The 15,895-nt window shown below is 66.0% G+C and carries 17 protein-coding genes and 1 pseudogene; 10 read left to right on the top strand and 8 right to left on the bottom strand.

The annotated features are described in order from the left end of the window. Window positions 1-6: 6 nt before the first annotated feature. Window positions 7-429: pseudogene (locus tag ACTRWB_RS07390) on the bottom strand (autoinducer binding domain-containing protein); the annotation flags it as partial. 73 nt (window positions 430-502) lie between these two features. Between ACTRWB_RS07390 and ACTRWB_RS07385 the strand changes: the two are divergent. From ACTRWB_RS07385 to ACTRWB_RS07370, 4 genes are all read left to right on the top strand, one after another. Next, a complete protein-coding gene (locus ACTRWB_RS07385; protein WP_446901442.1) occupies window positions 503-946 on the top strand; it encodes a DUF4902 domain-containing protein in 444 nt (147 codons plus the stop codon). A gap of 211 nt (window positions 947-1,157) precedes the next feature. Further along, window positions 1,158-1,766, top strand: a complete 609-nt coding sequence (locus ACTRWB_RS07380) for an acyl-homoserine-lactone synthase (RefSeq protein ID WP_129515270.1) — start codon at window positions 1,158-1,160, stop codon at window positions 1,764-1,766. Between the two features lie 51 nt (window positions 1,767-1,817). Beyond that, window positions 1,818-2,582 carry a hypothetical protein gene (locus ACTRWB_RS07375; RefSeq protein ID WP_446901441.1) on the top strand — a complete coding sequence of 255 codons (765 nt, stop codon included), beginning with the start codon at window positions 1,818-1,820 and terminating at the stop codon, window positions 2,580-2,582. A gap of 292 nt (window positions 2,583-2,874) precedes the next feature. Then, window positions 2,875-3,261, top strand: a complete 387-nt coding sequence (locus tag ACTRWB_RS07370; protein ID WP_048247277.1) for a VOC family protein — start codon at window positions 2,875-2,877, stop codon at window positions 3,259-3,261. Window positions 3,262-3,282: 21 nt separating this feature from the next. Here ACTRWB_RS07370 and ACTRWB_RS07365 read toward each other — a convergent pair whose 3' ends face one another. Both ACTRWB_RS07365 and ribA read right to left on the bottom strand, forming a co-directional pair. Then, window positions 3,283-3,843: a GNAT family N-acetyltransferase gene (locus tag ACTRWB_RS07365; protein ID WP_446901440.1), complete on the bottom strand. Its 561-nt coding sequence runs from the start codon at window positions 3,841-3,843 to the stop codon at window positions 3,283-3,285. A 142-nt stretch (window positions 3,844-3,985) separates the two neighbouring features. Next, a complete protein-coding gene (gene ribA / locus ACTRWB_RS07360; RefSeq protein ID WP_129515272.1) occupies window positions 3,986-4,636 on the bottom strand; it encodes a GTP cyclohydrolase II in 651 nt (216 codons plus the stop codon). 169 nt (window positions 4,637-4,805) lie between these two features. Here ribA and ACTRWB_RS07355 point away from each other — a divergent pair, with 169 nt between their 5' ends. Beyond that, a complete protein-coding gene (locus tag ACTRWB_RS07355) occupies window positions 4,806-5,267 on the top strand; it encodes a CBS domain-containing protein (RefSeq protein ID WP_048247270.1) in 462 nt (153 codons plus the stop codon). A gap of 154 nt (window positions 5,268-5,421) precedes the next feature. On the opposite strand, the gene ACTRWB_RS07350 is transcribed toward ACTRWB_RS07355, so the two are convergent. Continuing rightward, window positions 5,422-5,751: a DUF4148 domain-containing protein gene (locus tag ACTRWB_RS07350; protein ID WP_048247268.1), complete on the bottom strand. Its 330-nt coding sequence runs from the start codon at window positions 5,749-5,751 to the stop codon at window positions 5,422-5,424. A 512-nt stretch (window positions 5,752-6,263) separates the two neighbouring features. On the opposite strand from ACTRWB_RS07350, the gene ACTRWB_RS07345 reads away from it, so the two are divergent. Beyond that, complete coding sequence (locus ACTRWB_RS07345; protein WP_048247266.1) at window positions 6,264-6,662, top strand: GreA/GreB family elongation factor; 399 nt, start codon at window positions 6,264-6,266, stop codon at window positions 6,660-6,662. 178 nt (window positions 6,663-6,840) lie between these two features. Here the strand turns inward: ACTRWB_RS07345 and ACTRWB_RS07340 are convergent, their stop codons facing one another. After that, window positions 6,841-7,974: a porin gene (locus ACTRWB_RS07340; protein WP_446901439.1), complete on the bottom strand. Its 1,134-nt coding sequence runs from the start codon at window positions 7,972-7,974 to the stop codon at window positions 6,841-6,843. 607 nt (window positions 7,975-8,581) lie between these two features. Here ACTRWB_RS07340 and ACTRWB_RS07335 point away from each other — a divergent pair. After that, a complete protein-coding gene (locus ACTRWB_RS07335) occupies window positions 8,582-8,953 on the top strand; it encodes a YXWGXW repeat-containing protein (protein ID WP_193100202.1) in 372 nt (123 codons plus the stop codon). A 503-nt stretch (window positions 8,954-9,456) separates the two neighbouring features. Here ACTRWB_RS07335 and ACTRWB_RS07330 read toward each other — a convergent pair. Further along, window positions 9,457-9,843, bottom strand: a complete 387-nt coding sequence (locus tag ACTRWB_RS07330; protein ID WP_193100201.1) for a winged helix-turn-helix transcriptional regulator — start codon at window positions 9,841-9,843, stop codon at window positions 9,457-9,459. A 332-nt stretch (window positions 9,844-10,175) separates the two neighbouring features. On the opposite strand from ACTRWB_RS07330, the gene ACTRWB_RS07325 reads away from it, so the two are divergent. The 3 genes from ACTRWB_RS07325 to ACTRWB_RS07315 all read left to right on the top strand — a co-directional run bounded on the left by ACTRWB_RS07325 (window position 10,176) and on the right by ACTRWB_RS07315 (window position 13,727). Continuing rightward, window positions 10,176-10,652, top strand: coding sequence for a nuclear transport factor 2 family protein (locus ACTRWB_RS07325; RefSeq protein ID WP_446901438.1), 477 nt, complete (start codon window positions 10,176-10,178; stop codon window positions 10,650-10,652). Between the two features lie 226 nt (window positions 10,653-10,878). Next, window positions 10,879-11,694 carry a helix-turn-helix transcriptional regulator gene (locus ACTRWB_RS07320; protein WP_446901437.1) on the top strand — a complete coding sequence of 272 codons (816 nt, stop codon included), beginning with the start codon at window positions 10,879-10,881 and terminating at the stop codon, window positions 11,692-11,694. A 407-nt stretch (window positions 11,695-12,101) separates the two neighbouring features. Next, window positions 12,102-13,727: an amidohydrolase gene (locus ACTRWB_RS07315; protein ID WP_446901436.1), complete on the top strand. Its 1,626-nt coding sequence runs from the start codon at window positions 12,102-12,104 to the stop codon at window positions 13,725-13,727. Window positions 13,728-13,746: 19 nt separating this feature from the next. Here ACTRWB_RS07315 and ACTRWB_RS07310 read toward each other — a convergent pair whose 3' ends face one another. Continuing rightward, window positions 13,747-14,358, bottom strand: a complete 612-nt coding sequence (locus ACTRWB_RS07310; protein WP_446901435.1) for a cysteine hydrolase family protein — start codon at window positions 14,356-14,358, stop codon at window positions 13,747-13,749. A 174-nt stretch (window positions 14,359-14,532) separates the two neighbouring features. Beyond that, window positions 14,533-15,783: an MFS transporter gene (locus tag ACTRWB_RS07305; protein ID WP_446901434.1), complete on the bottom strand. Its 1,251-nt coding sequence runs from the start codon at window positions 15,781-15,783 to the stop codon at window positions 14,533-14,535. Window positions 15,784-15,895: the final 112 nt, after the last annotated feature.

Below are 15,895 nucleotides of genomic sequence, written 5' to 3'. Positions count from 1 at the left end.
GCCGCCCTCGGCCGGCGTCAGCGGGTCGGCATGGCGCGCGATGCTCAGTAGACCGAACGCGCCGCGGGCCGCCCAGCTCGACTGCGCGACACCCACCGACAGCCCGAAGTCGCGCGCATCCTGCCACAGCGGGCACGGGTCGATCCGGTCGACGTCCGGCCAGACGATCATGTTGGTGCTGTGCACGCCGTCGCGAACCGTCGAATCGATATCGATGTAGTTCCGCGACTGGTAGTGCGCCATCCAGCCTTCCGGATAGGTATTGAAGATCGCGACCGCCGGCTTCGATACCGGCAGCGGCACGCGAATGCCGTAACAGCAGTATTCGAACCCCAGGCGTTTTGAATAGGCAGCCATCCGCTGGAAGAGTTGCTGCTCGTCTTCCGCGGCGCTGAATTGTTGATAGGCATCCTGCCAGCGCAGTTCCATTCGTTCTCCGACAACGTCACGCTGTCATACTTGTCAGGTTTCAGCACCCGTTTGGGGCTGCTACATTCCGCGCATGACTTCACCTTTGCTGCATCCGGTCTCCGGCCCGTCCGCGGACGGCTATGTGCGCCTGACAGAAGGCTCACTCGCCGTGCTTGCGCTCGACCATGTCGCAAGCGGCCTCGATGCATCGCTGCTTGCCGAACTGCGCGACAACGCGATCGACGCGCGCCTCGCCGGTTATACCGAATGGCATCGCGCGGCCCGTGCCGGCGTCCCTTACGTGACGGTCGGCTGGGACTGGTACCTCGAACGCGCAACGGGCATGTTCGTCATCGCGGGCGGCGACGTCCGCAGCAACGTGATGGTCGTCGACGCGACGGCCACCGACATCGGCATGTTCCGCACGGCCGCCGCGCTCGCCGCGCGGCTCGCCCGCATCGACTGGCCCGCCGCCGTCACGTCGGCCCTGCTCGATCGCAACGACGCCTATCATGCCGGTCCCACGCTCCAGTGACAACCGGTCGAGCATTCCTCGGATTAATTCAGCAACGCTGGCGCTCTTTATAAGCAAAAGCGGCCCGGTTTTCAATCCCGTCGATCAAGAAACCGTTACCACGTCCTAAATGGCGTTTTTACGCCGCCAACCTGTAAGAGTTACCAGTTACAGCCTCCTCGTGCTGCGCGATGTAATGCATGCATACAAAAGCACAGATCCGAGGACACCCATGCAGACCTTCGTTCATGAGGAAGGGCGGTTGCCACACGAACTTGCAGCGGATCTCGGGCGCTATCGGCGCCGCGTGTTCATCGAACAGCTCGGTTGGACGCTTCCGTCGGCGAACGAATGTTTCGAGCGCGACCAGTTCGATCGCGACGATACCGTCTACGTGTTCGCGCGAAACGCCGACGGCGACATGTGCGGATGTGCGCGCCTGCTGCCCACGACGCGCCCGTATCTGCTGGAGTCGCTGTTCTCCGAGCTGATCGCCGAGGACATGCCGCTGCCGAAATCGGCCGCGGTCTGGGAGCTGTCCAGGTTCGCGGCGACCGACGACGAAGGCGGGTCGGGCAATGCCGAATGGGCCGTGCGCCCGATGCTCGCGGCCGTCGTCGAATGCGCGGCGCAGCTCGGCGCGCGGCAGTTGATCGGCGTGACGTTCGCGAGCATGGAGCGGCTGTTCCGCCGGATCGGCATACACGCGCACCGGGCGGGCCCGCCGAAGCAGGTGGACGGGCGTCTGGTGGTCGCGTGCTGGATCGATATCGATTCGCAAACGTTTGCGGCACTAGGAATCGAGCCGGGGCAGGCTGCCCGGCAAGCCATCGCCGCCTGAGCCGGAACGCGCGTTTCCGGTCGGGCGGCATCGTAACGAAGGAGAACCAACGTGGACCAGTCTCAGGTCTTTCGCGCGATGATGCCCGGGTTGACGAGCGCCAACGGCGCCCGCATCGCGGTCGCCTATCCGTCGTTCCCCAGGCCGCTGCCGCTCGTGCGGCTCGACCGCCGCGGGCTCGTGTTTCGTGCCGCCGGCGCCGCGCCGCTCGTCTGCGGGCTGCCGCGTCCGGCGACGCTGCTGGTCGCGGACGAGCCGCTCTGCTCGCTGCGCCTCGTGATCCGCGACATCGCCCCGACCGGCGACGGCCGGCACGACCTGACGATGCAGCCATCCGGCGCCGCCGGCGACGAATTGCTGTGGCATGCGCTGCGCGATCACGAGCCTTACCGGCGGATTCAGCACCCGCTCGCGCCTGTCGACACGCCCATCGCCCCCGACGGCGAACCGCACGCGGCGGCCGGCGAGACCGGGCCGCGCCCGTCGCGCAGCGCGGCCTTCCGCCTGCCGTGCCATAGCGATGCACTGTTCTTCGCGGACTGGCTCGAATATCACTTCGACGAGCTGCGTGCGCTGTCGCATCAGCACGGGCCGCAACTGCATCTCAATCAGCTCGAGCGACAGGTTGCCGACGACGAGGTCGGCGTGCGTTTCGTCTACGACATCGACGGGCACACGACGCGGCACGCGCTGACCGACTGCGCGCGCGAGGCCTGTGCGTGGATCGAGACGGAGATGCGCGACAAGTACGCGTTGCCGGTCGCGCAGGAACGGTTCAGCGCGTTTGCGGCGCACGCGCGGGCCGCCGGCATGTGAGTGCGGCAACGGCCGCGTCGATGCGACGCGGCCGGTATCGCAGCGAGTTGCATGGTTACAACGGGGGGCTTGCCAACCTCCGGGTTTTCCCTTAAATTTACGTCTGTCTCCTCCATGTCTCCAAACATGGATTCAGCCCGCTCAAGCAGCGGGCTTTTTTATTGCCCGCGCGGATTGCGGGGCCATACCACCCCTCCCCTTCGCCGCCCGACTGCTTGAGCATTCCGGCGCGCCACGATCTCGATCGACCGGATTATCATCGGCGGGTCTGCCACGCTCCCCCGAGGCCATCTTGCACGCACACCTGCGCATTGCCCGCCCGGTCGGCAATCTCGCCAGAACCGAGCGCATGTATCGCGACGCCCTCGACTTGTCGGTGCTCGCGCGCTTCGAAGATCACGATGGTTTTTCCGGCGTGATGCTCGGGCGCGAAGGTCTCGACTACCACTTCGAATTCACGCACTGTCCGGACCACCCGATCGCACCGTCCCCGACACCCGAGGACCTGATCGTCTTCTACCTGCCCGATCGCCCGGAATGGGAAGCCGCATGCGAGCGCGCGGCCGCACACGGCTTCATGCCGGTGACGTCGTTCAATCCGTATTGGGAAATATCAGGCCAGACCTTCGAGGATGCCGACGGCTACCGGATCGTGCTGCAGAACGGCACATGGCGCTGACAGGCAGGCGCGCGTGAGTCGTCAGGCGCAGCCGCCTGGGCGCGCGACATACACGACGTGCCGCCGCAGCGCATGCCCTTCCGGCAACGCGGGATGATCGAAATCGCGTGCGGGCTGATGCTGCATGCCGAGCCGCTGCATCACGTGTTGTGATCGCAGGTTAGTGTCTGCTGTCCACGCGAAGATCTCGCCGAGCGCGACGCGGTCGAATCCGTCGGCCAATGCCGCGGCGGCGGCCTCGGCGATGTAGCCGTGCCCCCATGCGTGGTGCGCCTGCCGCCACATGATCTCGACGCATGGCGCCATTGGATGCGTTGCGCGCACTTCGTGCGACAGCCCGCAAAGCCCGATCAGCATCGCGTCGGTGCGGCGCTCGACCGCCCACGGACCGAACCCGTGTGCATCGAAATGCGCTTCGAAGCGTGCGATGACGTCGCTCGCCTCATCGATGGACATCGGGCCGCGCGCGAGCCATGCCGTGACGTCCGGATGCGCATGCATCGTCGAAAGCGCACCCGCGTCCGACGGTCGCCAGCGACGCAGTGTCAGACGTTCGGTATCGATCTTCGGAGGCGTGATCATGGATGATCTCGACGACGCAACGCGGGCAACGTCACGAACCCGGCCGCCGAACGGATGAAGGGGAAAAACGCGATCGCCGCCTCGGGAGGCGGCGATCGGACGAACAAGTAGCGAAAAACGGGCGCCAGGGCGCCCGCTGCGGTTACTCGTTTTCTTCGAAGTAGTGCCCAAACTTCATCTGCTTCGTGCGGATATAACGCTCGTTTTCCTCACGCACCGGCACGGCAAGCGCCACGCGCTCACAGACAGGAATGCCGTGCTTCGCGAGCGTGTCGAACTTCTCCGGGTTGTTGCTCATCAGCCGCACCGACGTCACGCCGAGGATCCTGAGGATCGCGGCGGCCGAGTCGTATTCGCGGGCGTCGTCAGGCAGGCCGAGGTCGAGGTTCGCCTCGACGGTGTCGCGCCCCTGCTCCTGCAGCGCGTACGCGCGGATCTTGTTGCTCAGGCCGATCCCGCGGCCCTCATGGCCGCGCAGATACAGCAGCACGCCGCGGTCTTCTGCCGCGATGTAGCGCAACGCGAGATCGAGCTGTTCGCCGCAATCGCAGCGGTACGAGCCGAACACGTCGCCGGTCAGGCATTCGGAATGCAGCCGCGTCAGCACGGACTGCTCGCCGGCCACGTCGCCCATCACGAGCGCGAGATGTTCGGCATCGCTGCCCGATACGCGGAACGCGTATGACGTGAACGTGCCGTAGCGCGTGGGCAGCGACGCCGTGGCGACGAGCGTCACGCACTCGTCGGCATGGCCATTGCCCGGCGTGGGCGATTGGGGACGCGAAGACATCATGAATTCAATCGAAACGTTCAGGAATGTAGGACTTGTGTGGATAGTGCGTGACCGGAGTTTACCGCTAATCTGGAAACGTCACGCGACTGCCGCCGCCCGCCCGGCTATACTGGGGCTCATCGGGTGACACGCAGCACGCCTCGCATCGACCTGCACACGGAGAAAGCGAATGAGCACGACTGTCGCGCAGATTCTCAAGGCCAAGCCGGATTCGGGCCGCACCATCTACACCGTCAAGAAAACCGATTACGTCTACGACGCCATCAAGCTGATGGCGGAGAAGGGAATCGGCGCGCTGCTGGTCGTGGACGGCGACGACATCGCGGGCATCGTCACCGAGCGCGACTACGCGCGCAAGGTCGTCCTGCAGGATCGTTCGTCGAAAGCCACCCGCGTCGAGGAAATCATGACGGCGAAGGTGCGCTACGTCGAACCGTCGCAATCCACCGACGAGTGCATGGCGCTGATGACCGAGCACCGGATGCGCCACCTGCCCGTCCTCGACGGCGGCAAGCTGATCGGCCTCATCTCGATCGGCGACCTCGTGAAGAGCGTGATTGCCGATCAGCAGTTCACGATCAGCCAGCTCGAACACTATATTCACGGCACGCCCGCGGTCACGTCCGTCTGACCCGCTCCAGCAAAAAAGGCCCAAACGCGTCAGCGTCTGGGCGGAAAGCCGCCGGAATGCGGCGACGGAGGTTCTGCTCCTGCGGGCGAACGACGCGCGCGGCTGGCGCGCGTCTCGTCGATTAACTGGTGCGCTTGGGCAGACCCGGGGACGTTCAGTTACCGAAATAGACCGAGTTCACGGGGTTCGGTGCTTCCCGCGTCATGCGACGGCCTGCCTGGCCGGCACCCGTGGCCACCGCACCGTAGCCGCTCGTATCGGCCTGCGCGAGCATCGGCTGATTCGGCTGGATCCGTTGTTCGGCGGCCTGGATGTTGTTCGGGTATTGCGAATCGCTCGCCAGCGGCTTGTAGCCATTCTGTTCGAGTTGCACGAGTTCGGCCTTGACCTGATCGCGCGTCAGCCCCTGTTCGGACTGCGCAAACGATGCGATCGGAGCGGCAAGGACGGATGCGGCGATGGCTGCGTAGATGATCGACTTCATGATTTACCTCCGGAATATGTTCTCTTTTGACGTCGCCTCGGCAGGACTGTCTGAAGCGAATGAATCCAGTGTAGTGCGCGTCATCCCAAGGGGAAACCCTTAGTTTGAACATACAGCGTTGCGATTTTGGAAAAAATCGCCCACTGTTTCTGGACGCGGCTGCCATCACTTACTTCATCTACACAACAATCGCAGACGAAACGCCAACAGGCAGGTCACATGTCCGGAAGGTTGTGTTGTAGAATCGTAAGCTTATATTCGCCTGTCGATATTCCATCCACCATGCACGCGCACACGCCCCTTTCGGTTTCGCCGTCCGGCCCGGCCGGCGTGCGCGCGCACGCCGGCCATCCGGCGCATCCTCTCGCTCGACGCACGGCCCAGGCGCCGCTCGCCCCTGCCCGGCGCCTGATCTGACGGTTCTGTCTCCTCCCGGAGCCAGGTCAGACAGGCTCCGGGCGATCCTCATAGGCACGCCACGCCTGCCCCTGCCGATCATTTGGAGAACTTCCATGAAACAACGCCTTTATCAGTTGACCGAACTCGACGTCGCTCGCCTCGAGAAGCACGCCGAACACAACCCGCGCTTCCAGACGATGCTCGACACGCTGCTCGAGCGCGCCGACATCGTTGAGCCCGACACCATCAAGGCAAACGTCGTCACGATGAACTCGCAGATCACGCTGCTCGACGAAGCGACCCAGGAACAGGCCACCTGGACGATTGTTTATCCGGACGCCGCCAATCTTGAACTCGGCCGCCTGAACGTGTTCTCACCCGTCGGCATGGCACTGCTGGGTACGCAACGCGGCCAGATGGTCAAGGTGATGCAGCCGAGCGGCGCCGAAAAGCTGATGAAGGTCGCCGCGATCGTGTTCCAGCCGGAAGCCAACGGCGAATACACGCGCTGACGCCGCCGGCCGGCCAGCGCCGCGCCGCACCGGGCGCAGAACGAAAAAAGCGAGGCACAGGCCTCGCTTTTTTGCGTCCGGACGATCCGGCTTGTCGCCATCGCATGCTGCTGACGAAAAAAAGGCGCCCGAAGGCGCCTTTTTCGATGCTGCGAAGCGGGTTACCCCGCCGTCACGCTTAGAAGCGGTGACGCAGACCAACCGTTGCTGCGGTTTGGTTGATCGACGAGCTCGGCAGAACCGAGTTGTCGCCGTTGTAGATCGATGCGCCGATGCCGTTCTTCGCTGCACGCTGGTACACAGCTTGTGCGTAGACGTCCGTGCGCTTCGACAGTGCGTAGTCAGCTTGCAGACCGAACTGGTTCCAGTGCGTGCTGCCGTTGTTGATCTTCGCGTTCGTGTACGTGTAAGCAGCACCCAGGCCGAGAGCCGGCGTCAGGTTGTACTTTGCGTTGACTTCGTAGTTGTCGGTGCGCACCGAGCCCAGGCTACCGACTGCATTGTTGTCGAGACGCGCTTGCGTCCATGCAGCACCGACTTGCGCCGGGCCGAATGCATAACCAGCAGCAGCACCGTACGTGCGGACGCGGCCTTGGCTAGCGATGCCACCGATCGCCGACGACGTTGCGCCGTTTGCGTTCGTGCCGTCACCCAGGTTCGCTTGCGAGTATGCAGCAGCCAGCTTCAGACCTTGGAACTGGTATGCAGCACCCGCGCTGTACGCACGGTTGTTGGCGAAGTTCGTGTTGTTCGAGAACGAGTACGTGCCGCCGAATTGCAGGCCAGCGTAGTTCGCGCTCGTGAACTTGACCGTGTTGTTCTGTGCGACATCGCCGTTCGTGCTCAGACGGTCAAGGTTCAGCGGGTGCGCGAAGTACGTGCCGCCCCACGAGCCCGTTGCCGTCAGCGGCGCCAGGTAGTCTTGCGTTGCGTCGTATTGCTTACCCAGCGTGACCGTGCCGTACTGGCTCGACAGGCCGACGAAAGCTTGACGGTTGAACATGCCGCCGTTGCCGTTCGCGAACTTGCCGTTACCGATGTTGAAGCCGCTTTCCAACGTGAAGATTGCCTTCAGGCCGCCACCCAGGTCTTCCGAGCCACGCAGGCCGAAACGGCTCTGGTCAATGCCCGAACCCATCGCCCAACGCGACTTGCCGTTGACCGGCACGCCAGCTGCGTTGACGCCCGTTGCGACGTTGCTTTGGTAGGTGATGCCTGCGTCCAGCACGCCGTACAGCGTGACGCTGCTTTGCGCGTGAGCGACGGTAGCGAACGATGCTGCAGCTGCTGCAACGATCAGAGTCTTGTTCATTCGTGGAGCTCCCTTCTAAAAAGAGGCAGGTCTCGCGACCTTGTTTCATAAACGGTCTCAACCGCCCGGGAACGCCATCGGTCCTGCTGGCCGCGCCCGGATAGTTGCCCGTTTGGGAACCGTGAGTTTAGGGGTGTACCCTAGGGGCGCGATCCGCGAATAAAGAAATAAGCTTTTCCAGAACTAGAAATAATGAAAGTGGGGCCGAGTTATAAGTATTTGTTTTAACGCTTGTTTTTGGCCTCTTGACGGCAGCTTTTTGGAGGCTTTCATCGCATCATTCTTTCATGTCATCGTCTTGACGGTTGCATAGAAACAACAAACCACTCCGGGCAAACCCCATAAATCGGCAATTTTTACCCAATCCGACCTCGAATGTAGGGTTCCGGATTCCTGAAACGGGGCGGACAGCGGATAAACATCCGGTCGGTCGGACGAAGCCGACGTCACGCAACCGCGCGGCATGCCCGAACGGCCCCGTGTGGCGGCGGCAGCCGGCTCGGCCACCGGCCGTGACATGCGGTAACAGGCTTAACCGCCTGCGTAACCCGGCCCGTCGACCGGCAGGCTAATGTAAGGCGAACCCGATTTCAGAATAGGACACGCCATGAATCGACGCTCGTTGTTGCGCGCCATCGGATTGACCGCCGCCTTTGTCGGCACCGGCTGGCTCCGCGCCGCCTCGGCCCAGCCCGCGCCGCCCGTGTACCGGCCGTCCGGCCCGAACCGCGTGCCCGGCGGGCCGCCCTACGCCGACCGCCCGGGCTTCGGGCCGCCGGCGGCCCGGCACGACCGCCGCCCGCCGCCGCCGCGGCCGCATGGCTATATATGGACGGACGGTTACTGGAGCTGGCAGCGCGGCCGCTATATATGGGTGTCCGGCCGCTGGGTCGCACGGCGCCCGGGGCGTCGGTGGGTTCCCGGCTACTGGCGTCGCCAGGGGCAGGTGTGGATCTACGTCGACGGTTCGTGGCGCTAGGCCGCCGACCGGCTCCGGCCGATGGAGGGTCCGGAGCCTGACGGCACGCACGAATCCGCGCCGTTCGGGCATGGAAGCATGGCGCCAGGCCAGGCGCGCGCGAATCCTGCGCCGCCTGCCCTTCCCTGGGACGATCCCGGCCGTCCAAACCGACGCTAAAGCCTCAATCAGGCAACACGTCGGCAATCAACATGCCCGCCGATCCCCGGCGCGCAATCCTGCATCGACCGGATTCCTGCCGCTCTCTGATCGCACGCCGGCCAGCAAAGGGCTGCATGTTTCGTTCGCCCCGATGCCAAGCCATCGATCCGGGCGTCGCGTCGCAAGCGCATTGCCGCATGTCCGACCAACACGGCAAGGCATCGACAGGCCTTCGATCCTGACGAAACTCTTCGGATAACGAAATCATGCGATGCCGATGTGTATGCATCCGGCCATCTCTCATCGCATCGCGCGCCATCTGCGGCACACCGCCAATCGACGAAACGGTGCACGCGTTCCGCTCAGCGCCCCCCACCCTCTGACTCCCTCGCACGACGGCGCGCCGCGCAGATCGCGCGATGATGTTCGTCGGCCCACCGGATCATCGCCTGCATCGGCGTCAGGAACGAACGCCCGAGGTCGGTCAGCGCATATTCGACGCGCGGCGGCACTTCGGCGAACAGCGTGCGGCTGACGAAGCCGTCCTGCTCGAGCCGCTTGAGCGTGCGCGACAGCATCTGGTTCGACACATCGCCGATCGCGCGGCCGAGTTCGTTGAAGCGCATCGTTCCGCCGGACAGCGCTTCGAGCACGAGCAGGCTCCACTGGTCGCCGATGCGGTCGAGCACATCGCGGATCGGGCACGGCTGATCGAGTTCGACGGTTTCGTCGGCGGACGGCAACGGCATGGCGGGATTCTCTTTCACGGGCAACGCACGGTCATCGCGGTGTGACCTGTTCACACCGCGGTGACTTCTTGTGACGGGTTCGCGGCAACTGTACCATTCGATCGGCCCGGCAGCCGCCCGGATTCGCCAGTTCAACGAAGCATGACGATGCCGCGCGGCGTCGCAATTTGAGTAGCCGCGACGCAGGGGCTTCACGGCGAGCCCTTTGCATCGCTGCGGCGCATGCGTGCCTGCAGCCACGCCCGCATGCCCCGTCGATCATCACGATCGGCGCAACCCGCGGTCGCGCATCGCGCGCCGACCCACGAACCATCAGACAAGGAAAACGCTACATGTCATCGCTCCGCTCCCCCGTTCGCGCCGTAGCCGCATTCGTCCTGCTGGCTGCGTCGGCCGCCGCGCTGGCCGCCGGCCCGGCCCCACGCGACCTGGCAGCCGAGGAAGCGAACCGCCAGCTCGTGCTGACGTTCTACGACCGCTTCTTCAACAAGCACGAAGCAGTCGAAGCCGCCGCCGTCGTCGCGGACGACTACAAGCAACACAACCCGCACGTGCCGGACGGCAAGAAGCCGTTCGTGTCGTACTTCGTCGGCGCCTTCCAGAAGAACCCGGCATCGCGCGCACGCATCGTCCGCAGCGCGACCGACGGCGACCTCGTGTACCTGCACGTGCATGCGACCGAGCGTCCGGGCGATCGCGGCGAAGCGGTCGTCGACATCTTTCGCGTGAAGGACGGCAAGATCGTCGAGCACTGGGACGTGATCCAGCCGGTGCCCGACGCACCCGCGAACCAGAACACGATGTTCTGACGCGCGGGGCCGGTGCGCGACGAAGCGCACCGCCCGTTGACGACCGATCCGGCAGCCGCACCGGCGAGGCGCGGCTGCCCCGCGCCGGCGAACTCCCCTACAATCGAGCATCGCCGCCGCGCCGGCCTCCGTCTCGCCTGACCGCACCGCCGGCCGCTCCGCCAGCGCGCGGCCGCACACGAAGCACGGCCGGCACACGCGGCCGTTCGCGAAGACGGTGTCAACGATGAGCCCCGCCCATATTTCCCTGAGCAACGCCGGCGACCTGGTCGCCAGCCTCGGCAGTCCGCAGTTTCCCGCCCGGCTTTGGGCGTGGTTGCGCGAAACCGTCGACCCGCAGTCCCATTACAGCGTCGCGACGCGTTACCGGCGCGACGCGCCGTCGAAATCGGTCGACAGCGTCGACGTGCTGTTCTTCGCCGGCGGCGACGACCCCGACGGCACGCGCCATGCGCTCGATCTGTATACACAGGGCGAGTGGCGCACCGACACGCTGCTCCCGCATATCGAGCGCACCACCGATTCGCAGCTCGTGTTCTCGTGCAACGAGGAAATCGACACGGCGACCGAGTACGGCCGCCAATTCGCGCTCGGCGAGCTCGGCGAAGACTGCACGCTGCTCGGCAGCGAGCGCGACTACGTCTATGCGTTCTCGCTGTTCCGCCGACGCGGCCAGCCGTCGTACACGCTGGCCGAACTGGCGCTGCTGCGGCAGCTCGGCGATTTCGTGCTGCCGCTCCTGATCCAGCATGCGCGGCTCGCACGCCTGACGCCGCGTTCGGACGACGGCGCGCTGCTGCAGCGGTTCGAACAGCGGCTGTCGGCCAGCGGCGCGGCGCTGTCGCAGCGCGAACGGCTCGTGTGCCGCGCCGTGCTGCAGGGCCAACCCGTCCCGCAGATCGCCGACACGCTCGCGCTGAAGCCGAGCAGCGTGCGCACCTATCTCGGGCGCGCGCTCGCGAAGCTCGGCGTCCCGAACCGGGCCGGGCTGTTCGCGTGGTGCGTGACCGAAGACGATACACCGGAAGACCGCGGTCACTAGACGACGCCATCGCGTCATCGCAGCACCCTCCGCCTTTGTCGCGGTTTGTCCTCAAAACGATGACAGACAGCCGGCCGCCCCGCTCCTAGTATCTGACTCACCCGACGACAGGAACGCGTCGGATGCCACGGAGACACGGAATGCCGCATACCGGATGGACGCCGGCCCGCACGGCCGCGAGCGCGCCGCCCATCGATTTGCCGACACGGACGCGTCGGCGAAACCGGCATGACGCGCCGGCGGCGACCGGCATTCGACGCGGCCCACCGCCGCCCCTGCCGCGCAGCACCGGCACATAAAGCCACACCCCATTCCAACCCGACCGGGTACACGAGACCGGACGAGCCAGACGGCCCGCCCGCGGGACACGTGCGCCCGTCGATCAGCCCCCGATCCGGAGGAGACACATGCAACACGCCGATACCATCTATCTGAACGGCCTGCTTTACACGGGCGATGCGCAGCGCCGCTTCGCGCAGGCACTCGCCACGAAGGACGGCAAGATCGTCGCGGTCGGCCGCGACGACGACATCCGCCCGCTGGTCGGCCCCGCGACACGGATGGTCGACCTGGCCGGCCGGCTGATGCTGCCGGGCCTCATCGACGGTCACGTGCACCCGCTCGAAGGCCACCAGATCCTCGGCGACTTCGACCTGTCCGGCATCAACGATCCCGACACGATCCTGCAGCGCATCCGCGCGTGCGCCGATGCGACGCCGAACGAACCGTGGGTCTATCTCGGCGGCGCCAACCTCGCCGCGTTCGGCGCGTATCCGACCCGCGAGCTGCTCGACCGGATCGTGCCCGACCGGCCGCTGCTCGTGGTCGGCTTCGACGTGCACAGCGGCTGTCTCAACACGAAGGGACTAGAAGCGGCCGGCATCAACGCCGACACGCCCGATCCGACCGGCGGTGTTTACGAGCGCGACGCGGCGGGTGCGCCGAACGGCGTCGTGCATGAAGCGGCGTTCTACCGTATCTGCCCGATCATTCCGCAACTGAGCCCGGCCGGCTACCCGAAATCGCTCGCAAAAGCGCACGCGATGGCGCATGGTTTCGGCATCACGGGCTGGTTCGACGCGCGCGTCGAGGAGGCCGAACTCAAGGCCTACGCCGCCGCGCAGCGCGCCGGCACGCTCAAGGCCTACATGAGCGCGGGCCTCTATGCGAACCCGCGCCGCGACCCGCGCGAGCAGGTCGAACGTTTCGTCGCGTGGCGTCGCGAATACGAATGCGACAACCTGCGCCTGCATACGGTGAAGATCTTCGTCGACGGCGTGCCCGAATCGAAGACCGCCGCGCTGCTCGAGCCGTACGCCGGCACCGACGACTGCGGCCTCGCGCTATGGAGCCAGGACGCGCTGAACGAGATCTGCCTGCTCGCCGATACGGCCGGCTTCGACCTGCATTTCCACACGCTCGCCGACCGCGCGGTGCGCATGACGCTCGACGCGCTCGAGTACGTGCAGTACCGCAACGGGATGCGTGACCGGCGCGCGCAGCTCGCGCACCTGCAGCTCGTCGATCCGGCCGACATGAGCCGCTTCAACCGGCTCGGCGCGATCGCGAGCGTGCAGACGCTGTGGACGGCCGCGCGCGAGGAGCAGCAACAGCTCTATCGCGACCTGCTCGGCGCCGAGCGCACCGCGCGCAATTACCCGTTCCGGAGCATGCGCAACGCGGGCGTGATGCTCGCGGCCGGTTCCGACTGGTCGGTCAGCACGATGGACCCGATGCAGATCATCCAGACGGGCGTCACGCACCTGCTGATCGACCAGCCCGACAGCCCGCCATGGAATCCGCACGAGCGCCTCGACCTGCTCACGATGCTCGAAGCCTATACGGTGAACACCGCGTATGCGCTGCGCTTCGACGACTGCACGGGCTCGCTCGAAGCGGGCAAGGACGCAAGCTTCGCGATCCTCGACCGCAATCCGTTCGCGCACCCGGTCGAGACGTTCGCGCAAACCCGCGTGATCGAGACGTGCTTCCGCGGCGAAGTCGTGTACGCCGCGCCGGGCTGGGCCGACTGAAGCGCGGATCGGGCGACCGTCAGGCGACGTCGAGCGCGAGCACCTGCCCGGTCGTCAGCACGTCGCCGAACGTATCCGACAGCGCGGCCAGCGTCGCGCGATGAAGGTCGCCGTGCGGCACCGTGCCGCCGTCCGCGACATCGAGGTCGCGCGTCGCGCATGCGTCGTCGACGACGATCACCGCATAACCGAGCGGCACCGCATCGCGTGCCGCGCCGGCAACGCATGCATGCGTCATCAGGCCCGTGACGATCAGCGTGTCGATGCCGGCCGCCTTCAGGCGCGCGTCGATGTCCGTCGTCGGGAACACGCTCACTGACGTCTTCTTCACGACCGCGTGATGCGGCGCCGGCTGCAGGTCCGCATGAAAGCGAAAGCCGTCGCTGCCGTCGGCGAAGATCGGGCTGTCGGCCGTATCGACGTGCTGGACGTGAAACACCGGAATGCCCGCGCGATCGGCGAACGCGATCACGCGCCGCGCATTGTCCAGCGCGCGCGGTCCTTCCGGAATCGGCAGCCGGCCGCTGAAATATTCGTTCTGGAAATCGATCACCAGCAGCGCGGTGCGGGCAGCGTCGATCGACGTCGGCGCCGTCGCGCCTGCCAGGGTACGGATGGTCGGATGTTGCATGGGTCGCTCTCTCGGTTGGCACATCGAACGGGACGGCGCGCCGGGCTGCCGGCGCCGCCGGACGCGGCCTGGGGCCTCCCCGACCGCGAGGCGCCAGTGTCGGGCCGCGCGGCTTCGCGCGACAGCGGCCCGCAGGACAACGTCCGACAGGATCGGGCCAACGTGCGCGAGCGCCTACGACAGCGCGGCCGTTCGCGCGCCCGGCCGCGTGCGTCCGTACGCGGCCATCATCACGAAGCTGAGCAGGAAACCCGCGCCGCCGATCAACAGCAGGCCGATCTCGCCGAACACCGGCAGCAGGTTCGTGAGCGCGCCCGTCACGACCCACGCGACGGCCATCACCGAGCCCGCGACGCCGAGCGCCCAGCCCTGCCGGTCCGCGCTGACGGCATCGGAGAACGCCGTATACATGGTCGTGTACGCGACCATGTCGAAACAGCCGACGACCATCGCGAGCGCCCACAGCACGGGCTCGTGCGGAAACAGCGCGGACAGGATCTGGCCGACACCGGCCACCAGCAGGCCTGTCTTCGCGATATCGACCACGCGCCACACGCGCAGCATCAGCCGCACGACGAACAGCAGGCCGAACACGAAACAGAGGCCGATCACGCCGCTGAACAGCCCGAGCCGTGCGCTCGTGTAGCCGAATTTCGCCTGCAGCAACAGCATGATGGTCTGCAGGTAGAGCCCGTAACCGACCTGCATCAGGAAAAACACCGCCGACAGGAACGCGACATTGCGCTGGCGCGCGGCCTCCCGGATGATCCGCAGCGGCAGCAGCGGATCGATGCGCGTATCGCCGCGCGGCGCGGCCGAATCGCGATACGACACCCAGGTCCAGAACGCGCACGCCACCGACAGCGCCGCGACCAGCACGAACGGCGTGCCGTAATCGAACAGCGGCGAGATCGTCCGGTCCGACGTGACGCCGCCGAGCACGGGGCCGACGATCACGCCCGCGCTGAACGCGAGCGACATGATGCTCATGTTGTACGCCTTGGTCTCGGGCGTGCTGAGGTCGGTGATCGCCGCCTGCGCGATGCCCTGGCAGCCGGCCAGCAGGCCGGTGAGCCCGCGCCCGGCCAGCAGCAGCGCGACGCTCGCATGCCATGCGCCGGCCGCCATCATCGCGTAGCCGGCCGCGAGGCCGAGCACGCACAGCAGCATGATCCTGCGGCGGCCGTAGCGATCGGACAGTTCGCCCATCAGCGACGAGCCGAAGAACATGCACAGCGGGTAGATCCCGTAGCCGAGACCGAGGTAGAAATTGCGCGCGTGCGCGCCGGCGTCGGCCGGCAGGATGCCCGCGTGCGGATCGCTGAAGATCGCGGACATCATCGGATAAACGAGCCCAAACCCCATCGCGTCGATCGCGATGGCGAGCAGGCAGGGGCCGAGCAGCTTGTAGTCGAGCCGGGACATGGCGACCTTCCGGACAGAGTGGATGATCGCCCAAGCGTAATGATCGGGCGGCGGCCGCGGTAGGCCGCCGCCCGCGATGCTAATCATCGGCCGTGCCGATACCCGACCCGAC

This window comes from Burkholderia sp. YIM B11467, from assembly GCF_052952715.1.
Note: the sequence above shows the minus strand (reverse complement) of the source record. Positions and strands in the feature narration are given on the sequence as shown.

Bases quoted from the DNA above. Each gene is read 5' to 3' on its own strand.
- ACTRWB_RS07385 (WP_446901442.1), top strand. From the start codon at position 503: ATGACTTCACCTTTGCTGCATCCGGTCTCCGGCCCGTCCGCGGACGGC.
- ACTRWB_RS07380 (WP_129515270.1), top strand. From the start codon at position 1,158: ATGCAGACCTTCGTTCATGAGGAAGGGCGGTTGCCACACGAACTTGCA.
- ACTRWB_RS07365 (WP_446901440.1), bottom strand. From the start codon at position 3,843: ATGATCACGCCTCCGAAGATCGATACCGAACGTCTGACACTGCGTCGC.
- ribA (WP_129515272.1), bottom strand. From the start codon at position 4,636: ATGATGTCTTCGCGTCCCCAATCGCCCACGCCGGGCAATGGCCATGCC.
- ACTRWB_RS07355 (WP_048247270.1), top strand. From the start codon at position 4,806: ATGAGCACGACTGTCGCGCAGATTCTCAAGGCCAAGCCGGATTCGGGC.
- ACTRWB_RS07350 (WP_048247268.1), bottom strand. From the start codon at position 5,751: ATGAAGTCGATCATCTACGCAGCCATCGCCGCATCCGTCCTTGCCGCT.
- ACTRWB_RS07345 (WP_048247266.1), top strand. From the start codon at position 6,264: ATGAAACAACGCCTTTATCAGTTGACCGAACTCGACGTCGCTCGCCTC.
- ACTRWB_RS07340 (WP_446901439.1), bottom strand. From the start codon at position 7,974: ATGAACAAGACTCTGATCGTTGCAGCAGCTGCAGCATCGTTCGCTACC.
- ACTRWB_RS07335 (WP_193100202.1), top strand. From the start codon at position 8,582: ATGAATCGACGCTCGTTGTTGCGCGCCATCGGATTGACCGCCGCCTTT.
- ACTRWB_RS07330 (WP_193100201.1), bottom strand. From the start codon at position 9,843: ATGCCGTTGCCGTCCGCCGACGAAACCGTCGAACTCGATCAGCCGTGC.
- ACTRWB_RS07325 (WP_446901438.1), top strand. From the start codon at position 10,176: ATGTCATCGCTCCGCTCCCCCGTTCGCGCCGTAGCCGCATTCGTCCTG.
- ACTRWB_RS07320 (WP_446901437.1), top strand. From the start codon at position 10,879: ATGAGCCCCGCCCATATTTCCCTGAGCAACGCCGGCGACCTGGTCGCC.
- ACTRWB_RS07315 (WP_446901436.1), top strand. From the start codon at position 12,102: ATGCAACACGCCGATACCATCTATCTGAACGGCCTGCTTTACACGGGC.
- ACTRWB_RS07310 (WP_446901435.1), bottom strand. From the start codon at position 14,358: ATGCAACATCCGACCATCCGTACCCTGGCAGGCGCGACGGCGCCGACG.
- ACTRWB_RS07305 (WP_446901434.1), bottom strand. From the start codon at position 15,783: ATGTCCCGGCTCGACTACAAGCTGCTCGGCCCCTGCCTGCTCGCCATC.